General features: G+C 61.6%; 14 protein-coding genes and 1 CRISPR repeat array. Of the genes, 9 read left to right on the forward strand and 5 right to left on the reverse strand.

Annotation, left to right across the window (positions count from 1 at the left end; translation table 11 throughout):
- Positions 1-276: 276 nt before the first annotated feature.
- Positions 277-3,618, reverse strand: coding sequence for a type I-F CRISPR-associated helicase Cas3f (gene cas3f, locus A5892_RS01275; protein ID WP_064121250.1), 3,342 nt, complete (start codon positions 3,616-3,618; stop codon positions 277-279).
- The gene (gene cas1f / locus A5892_RS01280; protein ID WP_064121251.1) at positions 3,615-4,592 is read right to left on the reverse strand and encodes a type I-F CRISPR-associated endonuclease Cas1f; all 978 of its coding nucleotides are present in this window, start codon (positions 4,590-4,592) and stop codon (positions 3,615-3,617) included. The genes cas3f and cas1f overlap by 4 nt, the downstream gene beginning before the upstream one ends.
- A gap of 309 nt (positions 4,593-4,901) precedes the next feature.
- Between cas1f and A5892_RS01285 the strand changes: the two genes are divergently transcribed.
- Both A5892_RS01285 and A5892_RS01290 read left to right on the forward strand, forming a co-directional pair.
- Positions 4,902-5,192, forward strand: a complete 291-nt coding sequence (locus A5892_RS01285; RefSeq protein WP_064121252.1) for a hypothetical protein — start codon at positions 4,902-4,904, stop codon at positions 5,190-5,192.
- A gap of 3 nt (positions 5,193-5,195) precedes the next feature.
- The gene (locus tag A5892_RS01290; protein ID WP_064121253.1) at positions 5,196-5,483 is read left to right on the forward strand and encodes a type II toxin-antitoxin system RelE family toxin; all 288 of its coding nucleotides are present in this window, start codon (positions 5,196-5,198) and stop codon (positions 5,481-5,483) included.
- Between the two features lie 237 nt (positions 5,484-5,720).
- Positions 5,721-7,129: a CRISPR direct-repeat array (repeat unit 28 nt; unit sequence GTTCGCTGCCGCATAGGTAGCTCAGAAA).
- 136 nt (positions 7,130-7,265) lie between these two features.
- On the opposite strand, the gene A5892_RS01295 is transcribed toward A5892_RS01290, so the two are convergent.
- Together A5892_RS01295 and A5892_RS01300 are read right to left on the reverse strand one after the other, a co-directional pair.
- The gene (locus A5892_RS01295; protein ID WP_082890575.1) at positions 7,266-8,210 is read right to left on the reverse strand and encodes a sensor domain-containing diguanylate cyclase; all 945 of its coding nucleotides are present in this window, start codon (positions 8,208-8,210) and stop codon (positions 7,266-7,268) included.
- Between the two features lie 183 nt (positions 8,211-8,393).
- Complete coding sequence (locus tag A5892_RS01300) at positions 8,394-10,028, reverse strand: UxaA family hydrolase (RefSeq protein WP_064121254.1); 1,635 nt, start codon at positions 10,026-10,028, stop codon at positions 8,394-8,396.
- A 181-nt stretch (positions 10,029-10,209) separates the two neighbouring features.
- On the opposite strand from A5892_RS01300, the gene A5892_RS01305 reads away from it, so the two are divergent.
- The 7 genes from A5892_RS01305 to A5892_RS01335 all read left to right on the forward strand — a co-directional run bounded on the left by A5892_RS01305 (position 10,210) and on the right by A5892_RS01335 (position 16,759).
- Entirely contained in the window at positions 10,210-11,244 is a 1,035-nt protein-coding gene (locus A5892_RS01305; protein WP_223302757.1) for a zinc-binding alcohol dehydrogenase family protein, read from the forward strand.
- A 37-nt stretch (positions 11,245-11,281) separates the two neighbouring features.
- Positions 11,282-12,301: a C4-dicarboxylate TRAP transporter substrate-binding protein gene (locus A5892_RS01310; protein ID WP_064121256.1), complete on the forward strand. Its 1,020-nt coding sequence runs from the start codon at positions 11,282-11,284 to the stop codon at positions 12,299-12,301.
- Positions 12,298-12,876 carry a TRAP transporter small permease gene (locus A5892_RS01315; RefSeq protein ID WP_064121257.1) on the forward strand — a complete coding sequence of 193 codons (579 nt, stop codon included), beginning with the start codon at positions 12,298-12,300 and terminating at the stop codon, positions 12,874-12,876. Before A5892_RS01310 ends, A5892_RS01315 begins: the two co-directional genes overlap by 4 nt.
- 4 nt (positions 12,877-12,880) lie before the next feature.
- The gene (locus A5892_RS01320) at positions 12,881-14,164 is read left to right on the forward strand and encodes a TRAP transporter large permease (protein ID WP_027351068.1); all 1,284 of its coding nucleotides are present in this window, start codon (positions 12,881-12,883) and stop codon (positions 14,162-14,164) included.
- 98 nt (positions 14,165-14,262) lie between these two features.
- Entirely contained in the window at positions 14,263-15,027 is a 765-nt protein-coding gene (locus A5892_RS01325) for an FCD domain-containing protein (RefSeq protein ID WP_027351067.1), read from the forward strand.
- Between the two features lie 88 nt (positions 15,028-15,115).
- Positions 15,116-15,856, forward strand: a complete 741-nt coding sequence (locus A5892_RS01330; protein WP_064121258.1) for an SDR family oxidoreductase — start codon at positions 15,116-15,118, stop codon at positions 15,854-15,856.
- 60 nt (positions 15,857-15,916) lie between these two features.
- Positions 15,917-16,759 (forward strand): fumarylacetoacetate hydrolase family protein, encoded by an 843-nt coding sequence (locus A5892_RS01335; protein ID WP_064121259.1) that lies wholly within the window; start codon positions 15,917-15,919, stop codon positions 16,757-16,759.
- A 7-nt stretch (positions 16,760-16,766) separates the two neighbouring features.
- Here the strand turns inward: A5892_RS01335 and A5892_RS01340 are convergent, their stop codons facing one another.
- Positions 16,767-17,105 (reverse strand): aldehyde dehydrogenase family protein, encoded by a 339-nt coding sequence (locus A5892_RS01340; protein ID WP_064121260.1) that lies wholly within the window; start codon positions 17,103-17,105, stop codon positions 16,767-16,769.
- Positions 17,106-17,115 lie beyond the last annotated feature (10 nt).

The raw sequence follows: 17,115 nt of genomic DNA on the forward strand, positions 1-17,115 counted from the left end.
GACGTTATCGACGCTTTGCTCGCCCAATGAGCGGCCACTTATTTGGGCGAGCACCTCACCCGGCTCTGCCGGGTTCAGAAACAGAATAGGATTGCCCCCAGAACAAATCAATCCTAACAATCAATATTTTCCAAAATAAATTTTCAGATTCCCTTGGCGTGATAGACTGTCCAGCGCAGCCGAACAGGCCGCTTAGAAATAACAGTCAATGTCTTCGAGGCATTACGTTCACTGCCGCACAGGCAGCCTCAGCCGGCCCGATCAAGGCCGGCTGCTTTATTTCCGCCGCACAAACCCCAGCGCAGGGTGAAAGTGCCAACCCTGCGGGGCGTAATTCGTTTTCAGGCGGATGCGTCCGAAGCGCTGGGCGCAGCGCTCAATCGTCATGTCCATGGCCTCGGCTTGATCCACCACTGCCGCCATATAGTCGGGCTCGTTCCAGGGCGCGATGCGTGGATGGCGAAAAACGTCCTCCGGTATCCGGTCCAGCTCGGTCTCCATACGCGTCAGCTTCTCCTCCCTGCCATCCTGTTCCACCCGCCAGAAGCCGTAGTCTTCCCCAGATTCATCGGGCAGCAGTACGAATTCGCACTCCGGTTCGTTGTCTTCGCGGAAAGGCTGTTGCTGCATCGGTAACGCCCCAAGGGTCATCGATTGGGGACGATAAAAGAGATAGGCCCCGAAGTTGATCTGCACGGGCTCACCGCGACGTTTACGTCGCGGCCGGCCGGCAGCGACATCGCTCCCCTCGACCATAAGCGCGGCAAGGCGCGCATGCTCGAGATCGACGAGCCTACGTGTCGGCTCGAGCACTTCGTCTGGCATCAGTCGCGGACGTGAGTCGATATGCTCGATCTCTTCTGCCCTCAGCAGCTCCGTCAACTGGTGCGAAGCCAGCGGCCAGTCCCGCTCGGTTTCGAAGCCAGGCCGGTTAAAGGCTGGCGTGGTTCGTTTCAGGTGTCGGACATTGGTTCCGAGCAGCGCGATATTGGGGGCATGGACGGGTGTGGGACGATGGCGGCGCACGCGGCCGGCGAGCTGAATGATCGAGCGCATCGAGGAAGGCTCGACCACTGCCCAGTCATAATCGTGGTCTCTCCCCACCTCTGTGACCGGCGAGCCGAGCACGATGAATAGCTGATCCGCAGCGGAGCTTCTATCGATCCGCGCACGAACGTCAGGCAGGTCGAATACGGTATTCTCCGTGCGCCTGTCCAATGCACGGTCAAGCTGTGCTTCCAGACGCGAGCGCAGCAGCAAGGGGAACTGGGAGTGGTAAACACAAAGATGGATGTGCCGCCCTTCCGGTATGTCCGATCGATAAAAAGCCTGGGCAACGGCCACCAGCGGCTGGATATTGGCCATGCGCACCAAGCCAAAGCTGACTCGCTTGCCGCTGTTGGGATCGACAGTGTGGTGCTGAGCGTGAAGAGCGAATGCCTGCGCGAGAATTGTCTGCGCGATAGCTTGATGAACGGCGTCAGGATGAGCTGAAGGCGCAGATAGCGGGACGAGGTAGCCCCGACGAACCGCCGCCTGATCGCTGAGCCGGGCAGCGCGCTGCCGGGCAAACTGCATATGAGCAACATCGAACTGCCCGCCTTCGGCACATTCCTGCTGAACACAACCATGCTCATCGAACCAGGCACAGCAGGGACTCACCGGGGATCCTGGAACACCGCGATGGCGCTGATATTCTGTACGGCCAGCCCGATATGCCTCGAACAAGCCACGCACCAATGCCGGTGGCAGCGTGGCCGATGAGAGCAGCACTCGCGAGCCGAGCAGCCCTGCCCAGTACACCAGACGCGTGAGACCGGGAAGATCATCTATCTCGAAGTCATCTGGCTCATCGAGCACGAGGTCACTGCTCATGAGCCTCAGCATGGGCGCGATCTGACGGCCACCACGCAGGCTCTCCGTGGCCGGTATCAGGTGGTCGATGGTACACACCAGCACCGGGGCGCTGATCAGCGCCCTGGCATGCGGATCATCCGCGGCTCTCGACAGCAGCGGATGCTCGTCGATCTGGCCTTCGAAATGGACGTGGCTCTGCTCGTCAAGCAGTGCAGCGCGCGATTCCGAGCCACCGCCCCCACGCTGCTGGTGCTCGAAGAGTGCCCGGCTGGCGCCACCGCCGACCCGAATGGCCAGGTCGTCACTACCCAGCCCCAGTTTTTCGCGGTAGACCTGTCCGGTTTGCAACGTAAGCGTTCGCAGGCCAAGCGCTATCGAAAAACGAGCTCCTTCTTCGGGATCGTTCAAGGCATACATGATCCGGCCATTGGCGATCGTCTTGCCACAGCCGGTTGAGGCCATGTTGATGCCAAAAAAGCCTTGTCCGCGGGACTTGTCACGCAAGCCCTCCGCCAAGTCGAAAGCCCTGTCCTGCCAGCGAAAGCGAGGGTCGCGGCTACGCTGGCGAAAACCCTTGTGCCGGGCGATGCGTGGCAGGGCTCTCGTCATATCCGGCAAGCGGTGCACGATCTCACCTGCCGCGCGGGTCACGCCCAACAGGTGCTCTTCCAGCGGCTGGCATAGCTGACGCTTGCCGTTCAGCACGGCAGTGTTGGCATACAATTCCGTTGACCAAGCACCGGAGAGTCGGCCTGTGCCGGTCAGGCTCGAATAGTGATGATCCGCAAGCATCAATGCCAAACGCGCTAGATGCATGACGTAGACAGATTCCAACGGCGGCGCCAACGTCCGGACTTCCCTCAATTGGCGCGCCAGCCGCCGACTGCGCTGTCGCCATGCATCATTGGTAACAGGCAGGCCATGCGGGAATACCCAATATGGCCTGACATCTTGCATCTCGGCAGTCTCAACACACTCGTTCCAGGCGGCTGTAATGGCCTCGGGAAGCATCGGCAGGTTGGCGGCATTCATGTCTGCGCGAGCCCCGACCCACTTCTGCCGCCCGCCGTCATCGTAGGCGGGCAATGCCGGAAGGCGATGATGGCTCAAGATCAGCCAGCCAATCGCAGCGGCAAGCGGTGGCAATTTAATAAAAGGTGTCTTCTCCTCTTTGGCGACGTCATCCACCCCATCACTTCTGAGGCGGCCCAACCAGCAGGCATCATCATCCGGAGTGGGGCGCTCGAGCCGAGTAAGCCAAGTCTCGTCGTCATCATCACCGACAAAGGCTTCGAGCAAACGCAGCGACACCCATTCATGCCGATAGCGATTACGACCCTCCAGGCGGCCATGAAGCCGGTCCTGAAATGCGCGACTGGCCTTACCAAGATCATGAAACAGGGCTGCCATCGCAGCCAATGAATGAATCAAGTGGCCGCTGTACCAATCGTTTTCATCCTCCGCGCGCAAGATATTGCGGCGTGTAGTATTGGTCGGGGATGCTCCCTTCATATTGAACTGTGCGGTATTGCCGACGATCCATAGCAACTCGCTATGATCACGTCCACGAATCCAGTGGCAAGCCACGGCGGTATTCTTGCGCGCTCGCCTGCGTAGCAACTTGCGTAGTGTCTCCAGCCCGGCCTGGGTGATCGGCGTTTGCCAGGTACGATCGCCACGCCGTTCGGCGAATTGATCGAGAATGCGCCGTGTCTCCTTAAGAGCATTCTTGCTGCATTGGGAAACGAGCAGGACATTCACGCTCCTTGTGCTCCCAGGTCCAGGGCGACGGCCTTGAGAGTGTCGATCATGAAGTCCAGCGACTCGCTGCGAGTAAGATTCTCGATGCACGCCTGGCGGAATTCCTGCTCCTCGTCGCCGCGCACTGCGCTGACAAAGGCCTGAGGCAGGATGGTGGCATCCTTGACCAGATCGGCCACGTCGAATACCAGGCCGCCACGGCGTGTCTTGCCGTGCAGCACCGCCAGACCGTGGGGCAGGCCGAGCACCCAGGTGGCGCTGGCGGCGAGGCCGTAGGCGAGGTAGTTGCCGTGGTCGAGGAAGCGGTTGGCTGGATCCGTGCCGGAGCCGCGCTTGGCGCGCACGAAGTCGCCATAGCTCACCGCCCGCGCGGCTAGAGCGAACAACTGCTTGCTCAGGCGCGCTTCCTCGGTGAGCAGAAAAGTGTTGTCCTGCGCGGACTGGATGGCAGCTTGCGCGGCCTCGAGGGCGCGTTCGAGGGCGCCGGTATCTACCAGAAATCCGGCGTCCTTGAGCGTTCGACTGTTCAGCCAGCTGAGGCGAATGCGTCCCAGTCGGGCCAGTTGGAAAGCCCTGGCCGCCTCCAGGCGCTTGCCGTCATCGAACCAGAATCGCACCCAATGCTGGAGGTACTCGGTCGGCCGGTACTCGCTCTGCGGATTGAACCAAGCGATCTCGACATCCACTTCATTGGCGCTGAACAGCGGCGTACCTCCGCCACCGCAAAATCCCACCAGCACGCCCGCCTTTGCCAGCTCGCGCATCGCCGCCTGGGTGATCGATGTGCCAGTGCCAAGCAGCAGGGAGGTGGTATTGGCAATCGGGATATTCCAGTACTTCGACCGGTTACCCTCGTCGGTGACGTACTCGACTCGCCCACCGTTGACCAGTATTCGGCAATGCTGGAGGTAATAGAGATTGGCGCGCTTGGAGTGCAGGATCGTTTTCAAATCACTGGCAGCGATATCGTCCATGCGCGCCTCGGAACAGATGGGGTATGTGTCAGTTTGTATACTTTTATCAGACTTCCTTATCCATCGAAACGTCCCTATGGGCACGCTGAGGTCAATTCTCTCTACCTATAGCATCGCGAGGCATAGTTGCTGCCATGGATATGCCCTTTCCAGGCCTCACCACTGTAGCGGCCTGGTCGTCAAGGAGAGTCGACCAAGAGGAGGTATGAGTGACGCACCGAGGTGTCGGCCACATTGCGAAACATGGAAAATTGCACGAAAAAGCATATAATAAAGCGCAAAATCATATGATTCATTGTGAGGACAAACATGACCGGACTACTGGATCGAGCAGAGCATGCCGTCTCCGCCACAGCGATGGCCAGGGGCTTCAGTGCACGGCTCAAGGAAATATCTTCTCGCCGTACCGAGCGGCTGGTGGTGTTCAAAGACAATCAGCCCGCTGCTGTCATCATCAACGTCCAAGCCTATCAAGAGATGCTGGACGAACTGGAGAACCTTAGGGTGGAGTCAGTTGCAAGAGAACGTCTGGAGAATTTCCATGAGGATCAAGCGATGACTCATGAGGAAATGCGTGCTCGATTCGCCAAGGACGATTGAGGCATGGCTTGGGAGGTGCTCTATCATCCGGATGTGGCTGAAGACCTCGATCGCTTGGGGCCTGCATCAGCCAACCGGATTCTCGATGTCATCGAAGAGCGCATCAGGGATGGAGAGCCGGACAAGCTGGGTAAACCCCTCCGCGGGCTGCTCGCCGGCTGCCGCCGCATCAGAACCGGCAATACCAGGATCATCTATCGGATTAATGGAGAAGCCGTCCAGGTGCTGATCGTCGCGGTTGGAGCGAGGCGAGAAGAGGAGGTATATGCATTAGCCGAGAGGCGTGTATAGGCAACCGAAGGCGCGTTGGCCCATGGCTCAATATGCCTGGGGTCGTGGCGGGGTCCCGATCGAACGCGACGATGATCAGCTCGCCGCCTGTTTCACAGGTCCAGCGACCCTCTTTTTGCTGATGTTCCAGGAGTGATTATAAAACAAGGGGTTACGGGGCTTGGATCAGAAAGAGTGATATCGGGAATTTGTCCGCATAAGGCATATAAATCAATCGACTATATGAATTATGCGCTAGTTCGCTGCCGCATAGGTAGCTCAGAAAACCCCGGGAATTGTATCAACAATTGAAAGTTTGTTCGCTGCCGCATAGGTAGCTCAGAAAGAGTCGGTGAGTGCGCGCGATGAGTCGAATACGTTCGCTGCCGCATAGGTAGCTCAGAAAGTCATGCTTCAGGCGTGTTTGCTCGAGCGCATGTTCGCTGCCGCATAGGTAGCTCAGAAATTGGGGTGCCGGGCGCCGAGACGGGCGCTTGCGTTCGCTGCCGCATAGGTAGCTCAGAAAGAGAGAGCCGGATCGGTGCGATCCGGTATAGAGTTCGCTGCCGCATAGGTAGCTCAGAAAATGCCTCTCGACCAGCACTTTCCATGGCACCTGTTCGCTGCCGCATAGGTAGCTCAGAAATAATCTCGGCATGATAGACCCCTCAAACGAAGGTTCGCTGCCGCATAGGTAGCTCAGAAAAGGATTCATAGCGCGTGTAGAGCGGCTCGCCAGTTCGCTGCCGCATAGGTAGCTCAGAAAATGAACTGCATGCGATCGAGACGAGTGGAGACGTTCGCTGCCGCATAGGTAGCTCAGAAAAGCGGGCAAATGCACTGGCCGCTCGCTGGAAAGTTCGCTGCCGCATAGGTAGCTCAGAAAGGCAGCACCTCAGGTGGCCGAGGCTGGTTTTTTGTTCGCTGCCGCATAGGTAGCTCAGAAAAGCGCCATCACGAATACCCGCGTGATCGGGTTGTTCGCTGCCGCATAGGTAGCTCAGAAAGAGCCCCACGACTCGGCGATGCGTTCGATCCGGTTCGCTGCCGCATAGGTAGCTCAGAAAATGCTCGATGCCCAAGCTACCACCTGGTCGCGGTTCGCTGCCGCATAGGTAGCTCAGAAAAGACATGTTGATGCGTCGCTCGTACCACGCCGGTTCGCTGCCGCATAGGTAGCTCAGAAATCGACGACGCCCGTTAGCGTCACGCTCTTGCCGTTCGCTGCCGCATAGGTAGCTCAGAAAGGAGGATTAATCGGCGCTCATTAAAAATGCATGTTCGCTGCCGCATAGGTAGCTCAGAAAATGAACGCGCTTTTCTCGTCGCCCGCCTTGCGGTTCGCTGCCGCATAGGTAGCTCAGAAAGGAGGATTAATCGGCGCTCATTAAAAATGCATGTTCGCTGCCGCATAGGTAGCTCAGAAAATGAACGCGCTTTTCTCGTCGCCCGCCTTGCGGTTCGCTGCCGCATAGGTAGCTCAGAAAAGCATGTTCGCCCTGGACCACGGCCTCAACCGGTTCGCTGCCGCATAGGTAGCTCAGAAAGAGCGCACCCCGGATCTCGCGCGATTCGTACCGTTCGCTACCGCATAGGTAGCTCAGAAAAGCCGCGGTGTCGCAAAGCGCACGACGGCGTAGTTCGCTGCCGCATAGGTAGCTCAGAAAGGAGAGGCCGTTTGACACCGTGTCACGCAGACGTTCGCTGCCGTGCGGCAGCTAAAGAGTGATTCGGCGCTGGGCCGAATCACTCGGGTGAGGTTCTTGCGTTCGATCTCGCGGCGTCAGGCTTCGATGCGATTGATCACGCCGAGGCGGGGACTTTGAACCAGCCCCAGCCTCCTTTTCGCAGGGTCTTGAGGCGATAGAGCGCTTCGTCGGCGCGTTTGAGCAGGTCGTGCAGGTCGCGTCCGTCCTGGGGGTAGAGGCTTGCGCCGATGCTGGCGCCAAGCGTGATGGAGCGCGCTGCGAGTGCGAATGGCCGTGAGAGTGCTGTCTCGATGCGCCAGCAGAGCTGCTCTACCTGTTCGAGGGTACGTAGATGCGGCAGAAGTACCACGAACTCGTCTCCTCCCAGCCGACATACGAGGCCGCTGATCCCCACGCTGTCGCACAGCCGGCGGGCGACCTCGGTCAGTACTTCGTCGCCTCCATCGTGCCCGAACCGGTCGTTGATCCCTTTGAAGCCATCGAGATCGATGAGCAGCAGCGCGGCCATTCCTTCAGGGCCCCCGGAGATGGGCATCGACTTGGACCACCGCTCCTGCAGCACACGCCGGTTCGGCAGGCCGGTCAAGGGGTCCTCGAAAGCGATACGGCGCAGTACGTCTTCGGCGAGCTTCCTGTCCGAGATATCCTCGAAGGTGGCGATCCCTACGCCGACTTCATGCAGCAGGATGCCGCGGTGCTGAACGGTACGTATGGAGCCGTCGGCGCAGAGCACCTGCACTTCGAAGGGCTCGACCTCGGCAATTCCCGTCGATTCGACTTCCCAAAGCTCCTTCCATCGAACGCGCGCCTGTCGACGATCTTCTTCGAGCACATAGGCCCGATCGATCCAGTCATCCACGGTCGAGAATTCACCATCGGCGTAGCCGAAGGTGTTGGTGAAGAAGCGATTGACGAAACGTATCTGTCCCCCGGGCAGGGTGGCCCAGGAAAGCGGGGTTGGCAGGGCGTCGAGGATGATATGCAGGTCCCGGAACGGGAGATTGGCTCCATTGGCTGCTCGTTCCAGCAATTCTCTCACCACTTCCTCCCGATCGGCGTCCGCCTGCCCGGCCTCTGCCGACAAGCTATTTCTTACAGAATCGTTCCATAAGCGCAAAGTGCCAACCTTGCCGAGCTGAAGTTCGGGCGTCGCTGCCGAGGCATCGAGCCACTCGCCATGAGCATGCGAGTCACCCTGCGTGATTCACGCCGCCTGGCGGGCTCAAAGCGACACACCACGTTTCCATGGGATGAAATCCTGCTGGCCGAGCGACACAGCGCGAGCGAGGTGGCGACCAGAGGCGGTTTCAACACATAGCATCAGCAAGGCATCGGCAGTCTCATCGATCCCCGCCTCGCCGCCAATGATGCGCCCAGCATCGAAATCGATCACATCGCCCATCCGTTTCACCAACTCACTGTTGCTGGCGATCTTCAACACCGGCGCAATGGGATTGCCCATCGGGGTGCCCAATCCAGTGGTGAACAGCACCAGGTTGGCGCCGCTACCCACCAACGCGGTGGTGCACTCGGCATCGTTGCCGGGCGTGCACAGCAGCGTCAATCCTTTCTTGCGCACCGGCTCAGTGTAGTCGAGTACATCGACCACTGGACTGCCGCCCCCCTTCTTCGCCGCACCGGCCGATTTCATCGCGTCGGTAATCAGCCCATCACGGATATTGCCCGGCGATGGATTCATCGAGAAATCGGCGCCGACCTTGGCCGCGTGCGCTTGGTAGGCGGCCATCAGGGCGCTGAAGCGTTCGGCCACCGCGGCGCTTGCGCAGCGTGCGATCAGCTCGTGCTCGACGCCGCAGAGCTCGGGAAACTCAGCCAGTACCGCACTACCGCCGAGGGCTACCACCCGATCGGAGACCGCCCCAACCAAGGGGTTGGCCGAAAGACCCGAAAAGCCGTCTGAGCCGCCGCACTCGACACCGATGGTCAGCTCGGAGAGCGGCGCTGGTGCGCGCTCGACTCGATTAGCTTCGGCGAGACCCGCGAAGATCGACGCCAGCGCTTGCGTGATCAGCGTGCGCTCATCGCCGATACGCTGCTGCTCGAAGAACTGCACGGGCCTGCTCCCATTGGGGTCACGCTGCGCCATCGCCGCCTTGAGCAGCTCGATCTGGGCATTCTGGCAACCAAGGCTCAGTACAGTGGCACCCGCGACATTCGGGTGGCAGATGTAGCCCGCCAGCAGTCCGCAAAGCGCCTCGGCGTCCTCTCGGGTACCACCGCAGCCGAGCGTGTGGGTCAGAAAACGTACGCCGTCGACATTGGGAAACAGCGGCGCCGTCGGAGCGCTCGGAACCGGTGCGGCCTGTTCGCCATACAGCATCTCTCGCGCCATACGCTTGTAGTCGCGATAGGGATCGTCGTCGAGCACTTCAGCGACGCACTGGCGCAATACCTCTATGTTGCGATTTTCGCAGAAGACCAAGGGCACCACGATCCAGAAATTGGCGGTACCGACCCGACCATCGGCGCGATGGTAGCCATCGAAAGTGAGCCCCTCGAAGCGCGATACGTCTGGCCCCTGCCAGCTACTCGCCCCTGATTCAGCGCCGGCACCGAGCGTGGCATGCTCGACATTGTCGACCCGGATCGCCTCGCCAGCCGCGATCGCTCGTGTCGCCCGACCGACCGTGACGCCGTACATCACCACCTGCTCGCCGACCGCCAACGGCACCAAGGCGAACTTATGCTTGCGAGCGATCGGCTCTACCAATCTCACCCCGCCTTCGTCGACTTCATAGCCTTCAGGCAGATCGCGCAGCGCGACCCGCACATTGTCGTCGGGATGAATGCGCAGGGTCACCTGCTGTGGACGATCCGTGATGATAGTGCGTGTCATGGCGTCAGGTCTCTCGTCGCTCGATACTTTGGTCCAACCAATATCGAAATAAAATACGAGATATCGGCCTTCAACAACCCTTCGTAGACCAATGTCCAGTTTCAACCATTAATTGGACAGTCCAAATTCCGATGCTCGAACACCATCGACGCTTGAGATGGCAACTCTTGGAGTATCGACCGTGACAGGGCAAACACGCATCCTCAGCTGCATCGCCCCCGGCGAACTCCGGCTCTCCACCACCTCGCTGGGCGTCTGCGGCCCCAACGAAGTGCTGGTCAAGGTGCTGCGGGTAGGCATCTGCGGCACCGACATCCACGCCTTCGCCGGCCAGCAGCCCTACTTCACTTATCCCCGGGTGCTGGGCCACGAGCTCTCGGTTGAAGTGGTCGCCGCGGGTAGTCCACGGGATCTCGACATGCTTGGTCGCAAGGGCTACGTGATTCCCTATCTGCACGACCCGGATTCGCCGGCGAGCCGGCGTGGCAAGACCAACTGCTGTGAACGATTGGAGGTGATCGGTGTGCATCGCGATGGGGGCATGAGCGATTTCCTGGTACTGCCCGCTCGTCACGTGGTGCCCAGCGATCTTCTCGACGCCGAGCAGCTGGCGCTGGTCGAGTGCCTCGCCATCGGCGCCCATGGAGTGCGGCGCAGCGAACTGCGCGCAGGAGAAACAGCGGTGGTGGTCGGCGCCGGTCCGATCGGAATGGGCGTGATCCAGATCGCGCGTGCCCGAGGGGCCCGGGTCATCGTGATCGACCCCAATTCCCAGCGCTTGGCGTTCTGCCGCGAAAAGCTCGGGGTGACCGAGGCCGTCGATCCGCGCGAGCACTCGGTGGAAGAGGCCGTGGCCGCACTCACCGATGGTGGACTCGCCGACGTGGTGTTCGACGCCACCGGCAATCCCGATGCCATCGCTCGGGGGTTCGCGCTGGTTGGCCACGGCGGCCGCTATGTGCTGGTCAGCCTGGTCAAGGCCGACATCACCTTCCACGACCCGGAGTTCCATCGACGCGAGATCACCCTGCTCGCCAGCCGGAATGCCACTCGCGAGGACTTCGATACCGTGACCCGGTTGATGGAGGCAGGAGCGCTCGCCGAACGGGAAATGATCACCCACCGTGCCGAGCTCGAACAGATGCCGGCGGTCATGGCGCACTGGTGCGCTCCCGCAACGGGAGTGATCAAGGGCCTGGTCCACGTCAATGACTGACGCCGGGATTTTCCCGATCTTCCAAAGGGATACGACCATGAGACCACTTCGCCCTGCCATGGCTTTAGTCATCGCGGCCCTCACCATCGGCGCCTTCGCTCCCGGCGTCGCCGCCGAGACGGTAATACGCGTTTCCTACGGCAACCAGCCGGGAGAGCCGATCGATCTCGCCGTTCGCCAATGGGCAACCTGGGTCGAAGAGGAGAGCGGTGGAGACTTGGTGCTGCGCCCCTTCCCTGCCAGCCAGCTCGGCAACGAAACCGAGATCACCGAACAGGCTCGCTTCGGCTCCGCCGTGATCGGGATCAGCGCCTACAGCAACTTCTTCGACGTCGCGCCGGATCTCAGCGTCATCGACGCGCCCTACATCGCCGACAGCTTCGAAGCCAAGGCCCGGATCTTCGATTCCGACTGGTTTCAGGCCCAGTCCGCGGCGTTGGTCGAGCAGGGCTATCGCATCGTGGTGCCGTGGGTCGCCTACGGCGAGCGCCAGTTGCTCTCGAACCGTGAGGTACGCACGCCAGAGGATCTGCGCGGTGTGCGGATCCGGGTACAGAACTCGCCGATGTACGTAGCCGCGCTGCGCTCCATGAACGCGGTGCCGACCCCCATGTCGCTCGGCGACGTCTACCCGGCGCTGGCCCAGGGCATGATCGATGGGGTCGAGAACCCGATCCCGGTCCTGCATGGCGGGCGCTTCGAAGAAGTGGTGAAACGGCTGAGCCTGACCCGCCACATGCAGACCACCGCCCCCTTCGTCACTGGCGAGGAGTTCTGGCAGCGGCTCACCCCGGAGCAGCGCCGGATCCTCAGCGAGACCGGCGCACGAATGGCCGAGTACGCCAACCGACTGATCGAGGAGCGCAGCGAGGCGGACCTGGAGCGGATGCGCGACGCGGGCGTCGAGGTCATCGAAGTCGATCTCGCGCCATTTCGCAGTCGCGCACGCGAGATGATCCCGAGCGCATTCCCGCAGTGGTCCGATCCTGGGCTCTTCGATCGCATGCTCGAGATCACCGCCAATGACCCACCCCGCCCCGAGGAGGATCCTTTATGAGTACCGATGGCGCCGTTCTTTCCCCGCGCACCGGTTGGCTGGACGCACTCCTGCGCGTCGACGAGCTGCTCGCCAGCGTGGCGCTATTCGCCCTCTTCCTGGTCGCGATCTGCAACGTCTTCATGCGCTATTTCATGTCGATGCCGCTGGCCTGGGCCGAGGAAGTGCTGCAACTGCTGATGCTGTGGACGACGATGCTCGGCGCCAGCGCGCTGGTACGGCGCAACGAACATGTGATGATTTCGATCGTAAGCGACCGGCTACCCCCAAGGCTGGCGAAATGGAACACCCGAATCTTCAACGTCGGTGTGACGCTGGTATGCGCGGCGGTCATGCTGGTGTGGGGACTCAAGCTGCTGCCCTTCGCCGCGATGCGCAGCACACCGATGTTGAACATCCCCTTCTACTGGGTGCACCTGGCGATCCCGATCGCCGGCGCACTGATGCTGATCCACTCGTTGCGCAACCTGATCTCGCCCCCGGCGGTCGACCCCCTCGCCGCGGTCGCGCCTGGACTGATTCCCGATCTCCCGCCCCGCGTTCATGCGGGACCCGACATTGATCCGAGGAGCTGAGACGATGGCCGTTGCGAGCGCACTGATCGGAATGCTGGTGCTGTTCTTCATGGGTACCCCGGTGGCCTTCGCGCTGCTGATGTCGACGCTGCTCTACTTCGTGGTCGAAGGCAGCGAACCCATGGTCTTGCTGGTACAGCGCATGACCGGCGGTCTCAGCGCCGTCTCGCTGCTCGCCGTCCCCTTCTTCATCATGGCTGGGGTGTTCATGAATCGATCGGGGATCGCCACCCGGCTGCTGAATCTCGCCGGGCTGCTGACCCGACGCATGCATGGCGGGCTGGCCCAGGCCAACGTCATGCTCAGCGTACTGATGGGGGGGCTTTCGGGTTCGAACATCGCAGACTCAGCGATGAGCGCCAAGCTGCTGGTGCCGCGGATGACCGAGCAGCGCTACCCGGTCGGCTTCTCCTCGGCGGTGACCGCCGCCTCGTCACTGATCACCTCGACGATTCCCCCGGCGATCGCGATGATCGTCTACGGCTACGTGAACAACGTCTCGATCGGGCGGCTGTTCATGGCCGGCGTGATTCCCGGCGTGATCATGGCGATGCTGCTGATGGTGGCGGTCAACCTGATCGCCCGCCGGCGTGGCTTCCAGCTGCCACAGCGTGAACCAGTACCGAAGGGCCAGTGGCTGAGCATCACCCGCGCCGGCCTGCTGGCGCTGGTGCTGCCCGTGCTGGTGATCGGCGGCATCCGCTTCGGCCTGTTCACGCCGACCGAAGCCGGTGCCATGGCAGTGCTCTATTCGCTGTTCGTCGGCGTGTTCGTGTATCGGGAACTAAGGCCAACGACGATCGCCCAAGCCACCCGCGAGTCGATGCTGGCATCGGTCAACGTGCTGTTCATCATCTGCGTGGCCTCAGCGTTCGCCCGCTTTCTGACCTGGGAAGGCATTCCGCAGCAGATGACCGAGCTGCTCTCGGAGCACGTCAGCGGGCCGATCGCCTTCCTGCTGCTGGCCAACCTGCTGCTGCTCGCCATCGGCATGTTTCTCGAAGGCAATGCGATCCTGATCGTGCTCTCGCCGCTGCTGGCCCCCGTCGCCGCCGAGTTCGGCATCGACCCAGTGCACTTCGGCATCATCTTCATCATCAATGCCTCGATCGGCACCATTACGCCGCCGATGGGCACGGTGATGTTCACTACTTGCAGCATCACCGGTGCCGGCATCGGCACCTTCATTCGCGAGGTGCTGCCGTTCTGGGGTGTGATGCTGGTGGTACTGCTGCTGGTGACGTTCTTTCCAGCCCTGGCGCTGACGCTGCCCAACCTGATGTTCTGACCATCCGGATTGGTCCATGGTGAGCAAATGGCGAGGCGAATTGGTCCATCCAATATCAATTGCTATCATCGAGCCCTCCCCATCTCGCGAGAGCCGCCATGACCAGCGCCAAGCCCAAACGTCTCTACCAGCAGATCGCCGCCATCCTCCGCTCGAGGATCGAGGCAGGAGACTACCCCGTCGGCAGCCGCATGCCGGCGGAACGGCTCATCGCCGAGGAGCTCGATATCAGCCGCACGGTGGTACGCGAGGCGCTGATTCTGCTCGAGATCGAGAACCGGGTGGAGGTGCGCAAGGGCTCGGGAATCTATGTGATCGAGCCCAAGGAGGCTGCCGTCGAGCCGTCGCCGGAGCCCTATCACGACGAGCTGTCGGCCGGGCCGTTCGAGATGATCCAGGCACGCCAGCTGGTCGAGAGCAACATCGCCGAATTCGCCGCGCGGCAGATCACCAAGGCCGGGATCCTCGAGCTGCAGGAGATCTCGGCGAGAAGCCGCGCCGAGGATCGCTATCGGGATTCCGACTGGGATCGGCGCTTTCACCTCGGCGTCGCGAGCGCCACGCAGAATTCGGTACTGGTCTATCTGGTCGAGAAGATGTGGTACCAGCGGGAGAGAAACCCAATGTGGCGCAAGTTGTTCGACCGGATCGACAACCGCGAATCGCTCGCAAGCTGGTGCGACGACCACGATGCGATCCTGCGCGCCCTGATTCGGCGCGATCCGGTCGAGGCGCGATCGGCGATGTGGCGTCATCTCGAAAACACCCGGCAGATGCTATTCGATGCCAGCACCGTCGAGGACGGCAACGAAGTGGATCGCTACATATTCAGCGACAATCCGCTGCAGGATCTCGACCGCTGACGCGTAAGGCCCCATCGAAGGGCGAAGCGCGATGGTCACGGGTCGAAAGATCAGGCCGACGGATGCAGATCCCTTGGAGGAGTGGCAGATGCGACTAGCGGACAAGAAGGCGGTAGTCACCGCCGCGGGACAGGGCATCGGCAGGGCGATAGCGCAGCGCCTGGTTCGAGAGGGCGCCACGGTGATCGCCACCGACCTCGAGATCACCAAGCTGGCCGATCTCGAGGGTGCGCAGCCCGCAATGCTCGATGTGCTCGACAGCGAAGCGATCGCCGCGCTCGCCGTCGAACTCGGCACCATCGACGTACTGGTCAACTGCGCGGGCTATGTCCACCAGGGCAGCCTGCTCGAGTGCGACGAGCGCGCCTGGTCACGCTCACTGGCGCTCAACGTCGGCGCCATGTTCCACAGCTGCAAGGCGTTCCTGCCCGGCATGCTCGAACGCGGCGGCGGGGCCATCATCAATATCGCTTCGCTGGCGTCGAGCCTCAAGGGGGTGCCCAACCGCTTCGCCTACGGCACCACCAAGGCAGCGGTGATCGGCCTGACCAAATCGATAGCCGCCGACTACGTGACCCAGGGAGTGCGCTGCAATGCGATCTGCCCGGGCACCATCGACTCCCCTTCGCTGCGCGAGAGAATCAACACGCTGGCCTCGGCACAGGGACGCAGCGAAGCGGACGTACATGCCGAATTCATCGCCCGCCAGCCGATGGGACGGCTCGGTAGCAGTGAAGAAATCGCCGCGCTGGCCGCCTTTCTCGCCAGCGACGAGGCGGCCTTCATCACCGGTACCAGCCAGGTGATCGACGGCGGTTGGTCGAACTAGCGAAGCCCTTGCGAAGCGATCCGGGCGACTTCTCCTTTCAACGTCGGAGCTGAACAACAGATGAAACTCTTGCGCTACGGTCCCCATGGGGCGGAAAAACCCGGCATCCTCGACGCCGACGGCAGCCTTCGCGATCTTTCCGGCGACATCGACGATATCGCCAACGAGACGCTCACGCCCGAAGGGCTCGAGCGAATCCGCGCACTCGATCTTGCACGGTTGCCGAAGGTGGAGGGCGAGGTGCGCATCGCTCCCTGCGTCGGAGGGATCGGTAAGTTCATCTGCATCGGGCTCAACTATGCCGACCATGCCGCCGAGACCGGCGCCGACATTCCCAAGGAGCCGGTGGTTTTCGGCAAGTGGACCAGCGCGGTCTGCGGCCCCAACGACGATACCCTGATTCCCTGCGGCTCGGCTAAAACCGACTGGGAAGTGGAGCTCGGCGTAGTGATCGGCAAGCCCGGACGCTACATCGAGCCGCGCGACGCGCTCGATCACGTCGCCGGTTACTGCGTGGTCAACGACATATCCGAACGCGAGTATCAGCTCGAGCGCGGCGGCACCTGGGACAAGGGCAAGGGCTGCGACACCTTCGGCCCCATCGGCCCTTGGCTGGTCACCCGCGATGAGGTCGCCGACCCACAGCAACTGTCGATGTGGCTCGACGTCGACGGCCATCGCTACCAGGACGGCTCCACCCGTACGATGATCTTCTCCGTCGCCGAGATCATTACCTACCTCAGCCGCTTCATGAGCCTGCAGCCGGGAGATTTGATCTCCACCGGTACACCGCCCGGCGTCGGCATGGGGCAGAGGCCGCCGGTGTACCTGAGGCCGGGCCAGGAGGTGCGGTTGGGCATCGAGGGGTTGGGTGAACAGCGCCAGCGAACGGTTTCCGCCTGATCGGCGCTCAGATCGCGGCGCTCGACAGCTTGCCGTCCACCAGCCGCTGGACGCGGGCGGCCGGCAAGGCGGTCTCACGCGTCACCAAGGAGATGAAGCCGTTGTCCAGCGCATCCAGCTCATCGGCGATGGCGTCGAGGAACTCGGCTCGTTGGGTGGCAGGCAGACGGCGATAGGCAGGATAGGCCGATGCCGCGGCGCGGGCGGCGCTATCGATCTCGGCTGGCGTGGCCTGGCAAAATTCATAAGGCAGCCGCGCTGCGCTGGTGGCGTCGTAGCTATGGATACGCTCATCGCCCTCGCCGCTTCTCTCACCGCCGATGTAGTTCTTGCCTGTGATCTGCATGTCGCCTCCC

This window comes from Halotalea alkalilenta (assembly GCF_001648175.1).
GTDB classification, from domain to species: domain Bacteria; phylum Pseudomonadota; class Gammaproteobacteria; order Pseudomonadales; family Halomonadaceae; genus Halotalea; species Halotalea alkalilenta_A.

Coding starts and splice junctions, on each gene's coding strand:
- cas1f (WP_064121251.1), bottom strand. CDS start 4,592: ATGGACGATATCGCTGCCAGTGATTTGAAAACGATCCTGCACTCCAAG.
- A5892_RS01285 (WP_064121252.1), top strand. CDS start 4,902: ATGACCGGACTACTGGATCGAGCAGAGCATGCCGTCTCCGCCACAGCG.
- A5892_RS01290 (WP_064121253.1), top strand. CDS start 5,196: ATGGCTTGGGAGGTGCTCTATCATCCGGATGTGGCTGAAGACCTCGAT.
- A5892_RS01300 (WP_064121254.1), bottom strand. CDS start 10,028: ATGACACGCACTATCATCACGGATCGTCCACAGCAGGTGACCCTGCGC.
- A5892_RS01310 (WP_064121256.1), top strand. CDS start 11,282: ATGAGACCACTTCGCCCTGCCATGGCTTTAGTCATCGCGGCCCTCACC.
- A5892_RS01315 (WP_064121257.1), top strand. CDS start 12,298: ATGAGTACCGATGGCGCCGTTCTTTCCCCGCGCACCGGTTGGCTGGAC.
- A5892_RS01320 (WP_027351068.1), top strand. CDS start 12,881: ATGGCCGTTGCGAGCGCACTGATCGGAATGCTGGTGCTGTTCTTCATG.
- A5892_RS01325 (WP_027351067.1), top strand. CDS start 14,263: ATGACCAGCGCCAAGCCCAAACGTCTCTACCAGCAGATCGCCGCCATC.
- A5892_RS01330 (WP_064121258.1), top strand. CDS start 15,116: ATGCGACTAGCGGACAAGAAGGCGGTAGTCACCGCCGCGGGACAGGGC.
- A5892_RS01335 (WP_064121259.1), top strand. CDS start 15,917: ATGAAACTCTTGCGCTACGGTCCCCATGGGGCGGAAAAACCCGGCATC.
- A5892_RS01340 (WP_064121260.1), bottom strand. CDS start 17,105: ATGCAGATCACAGGCAAGAACTACATCGGCGGTGAGAGAAGCGGCGAG.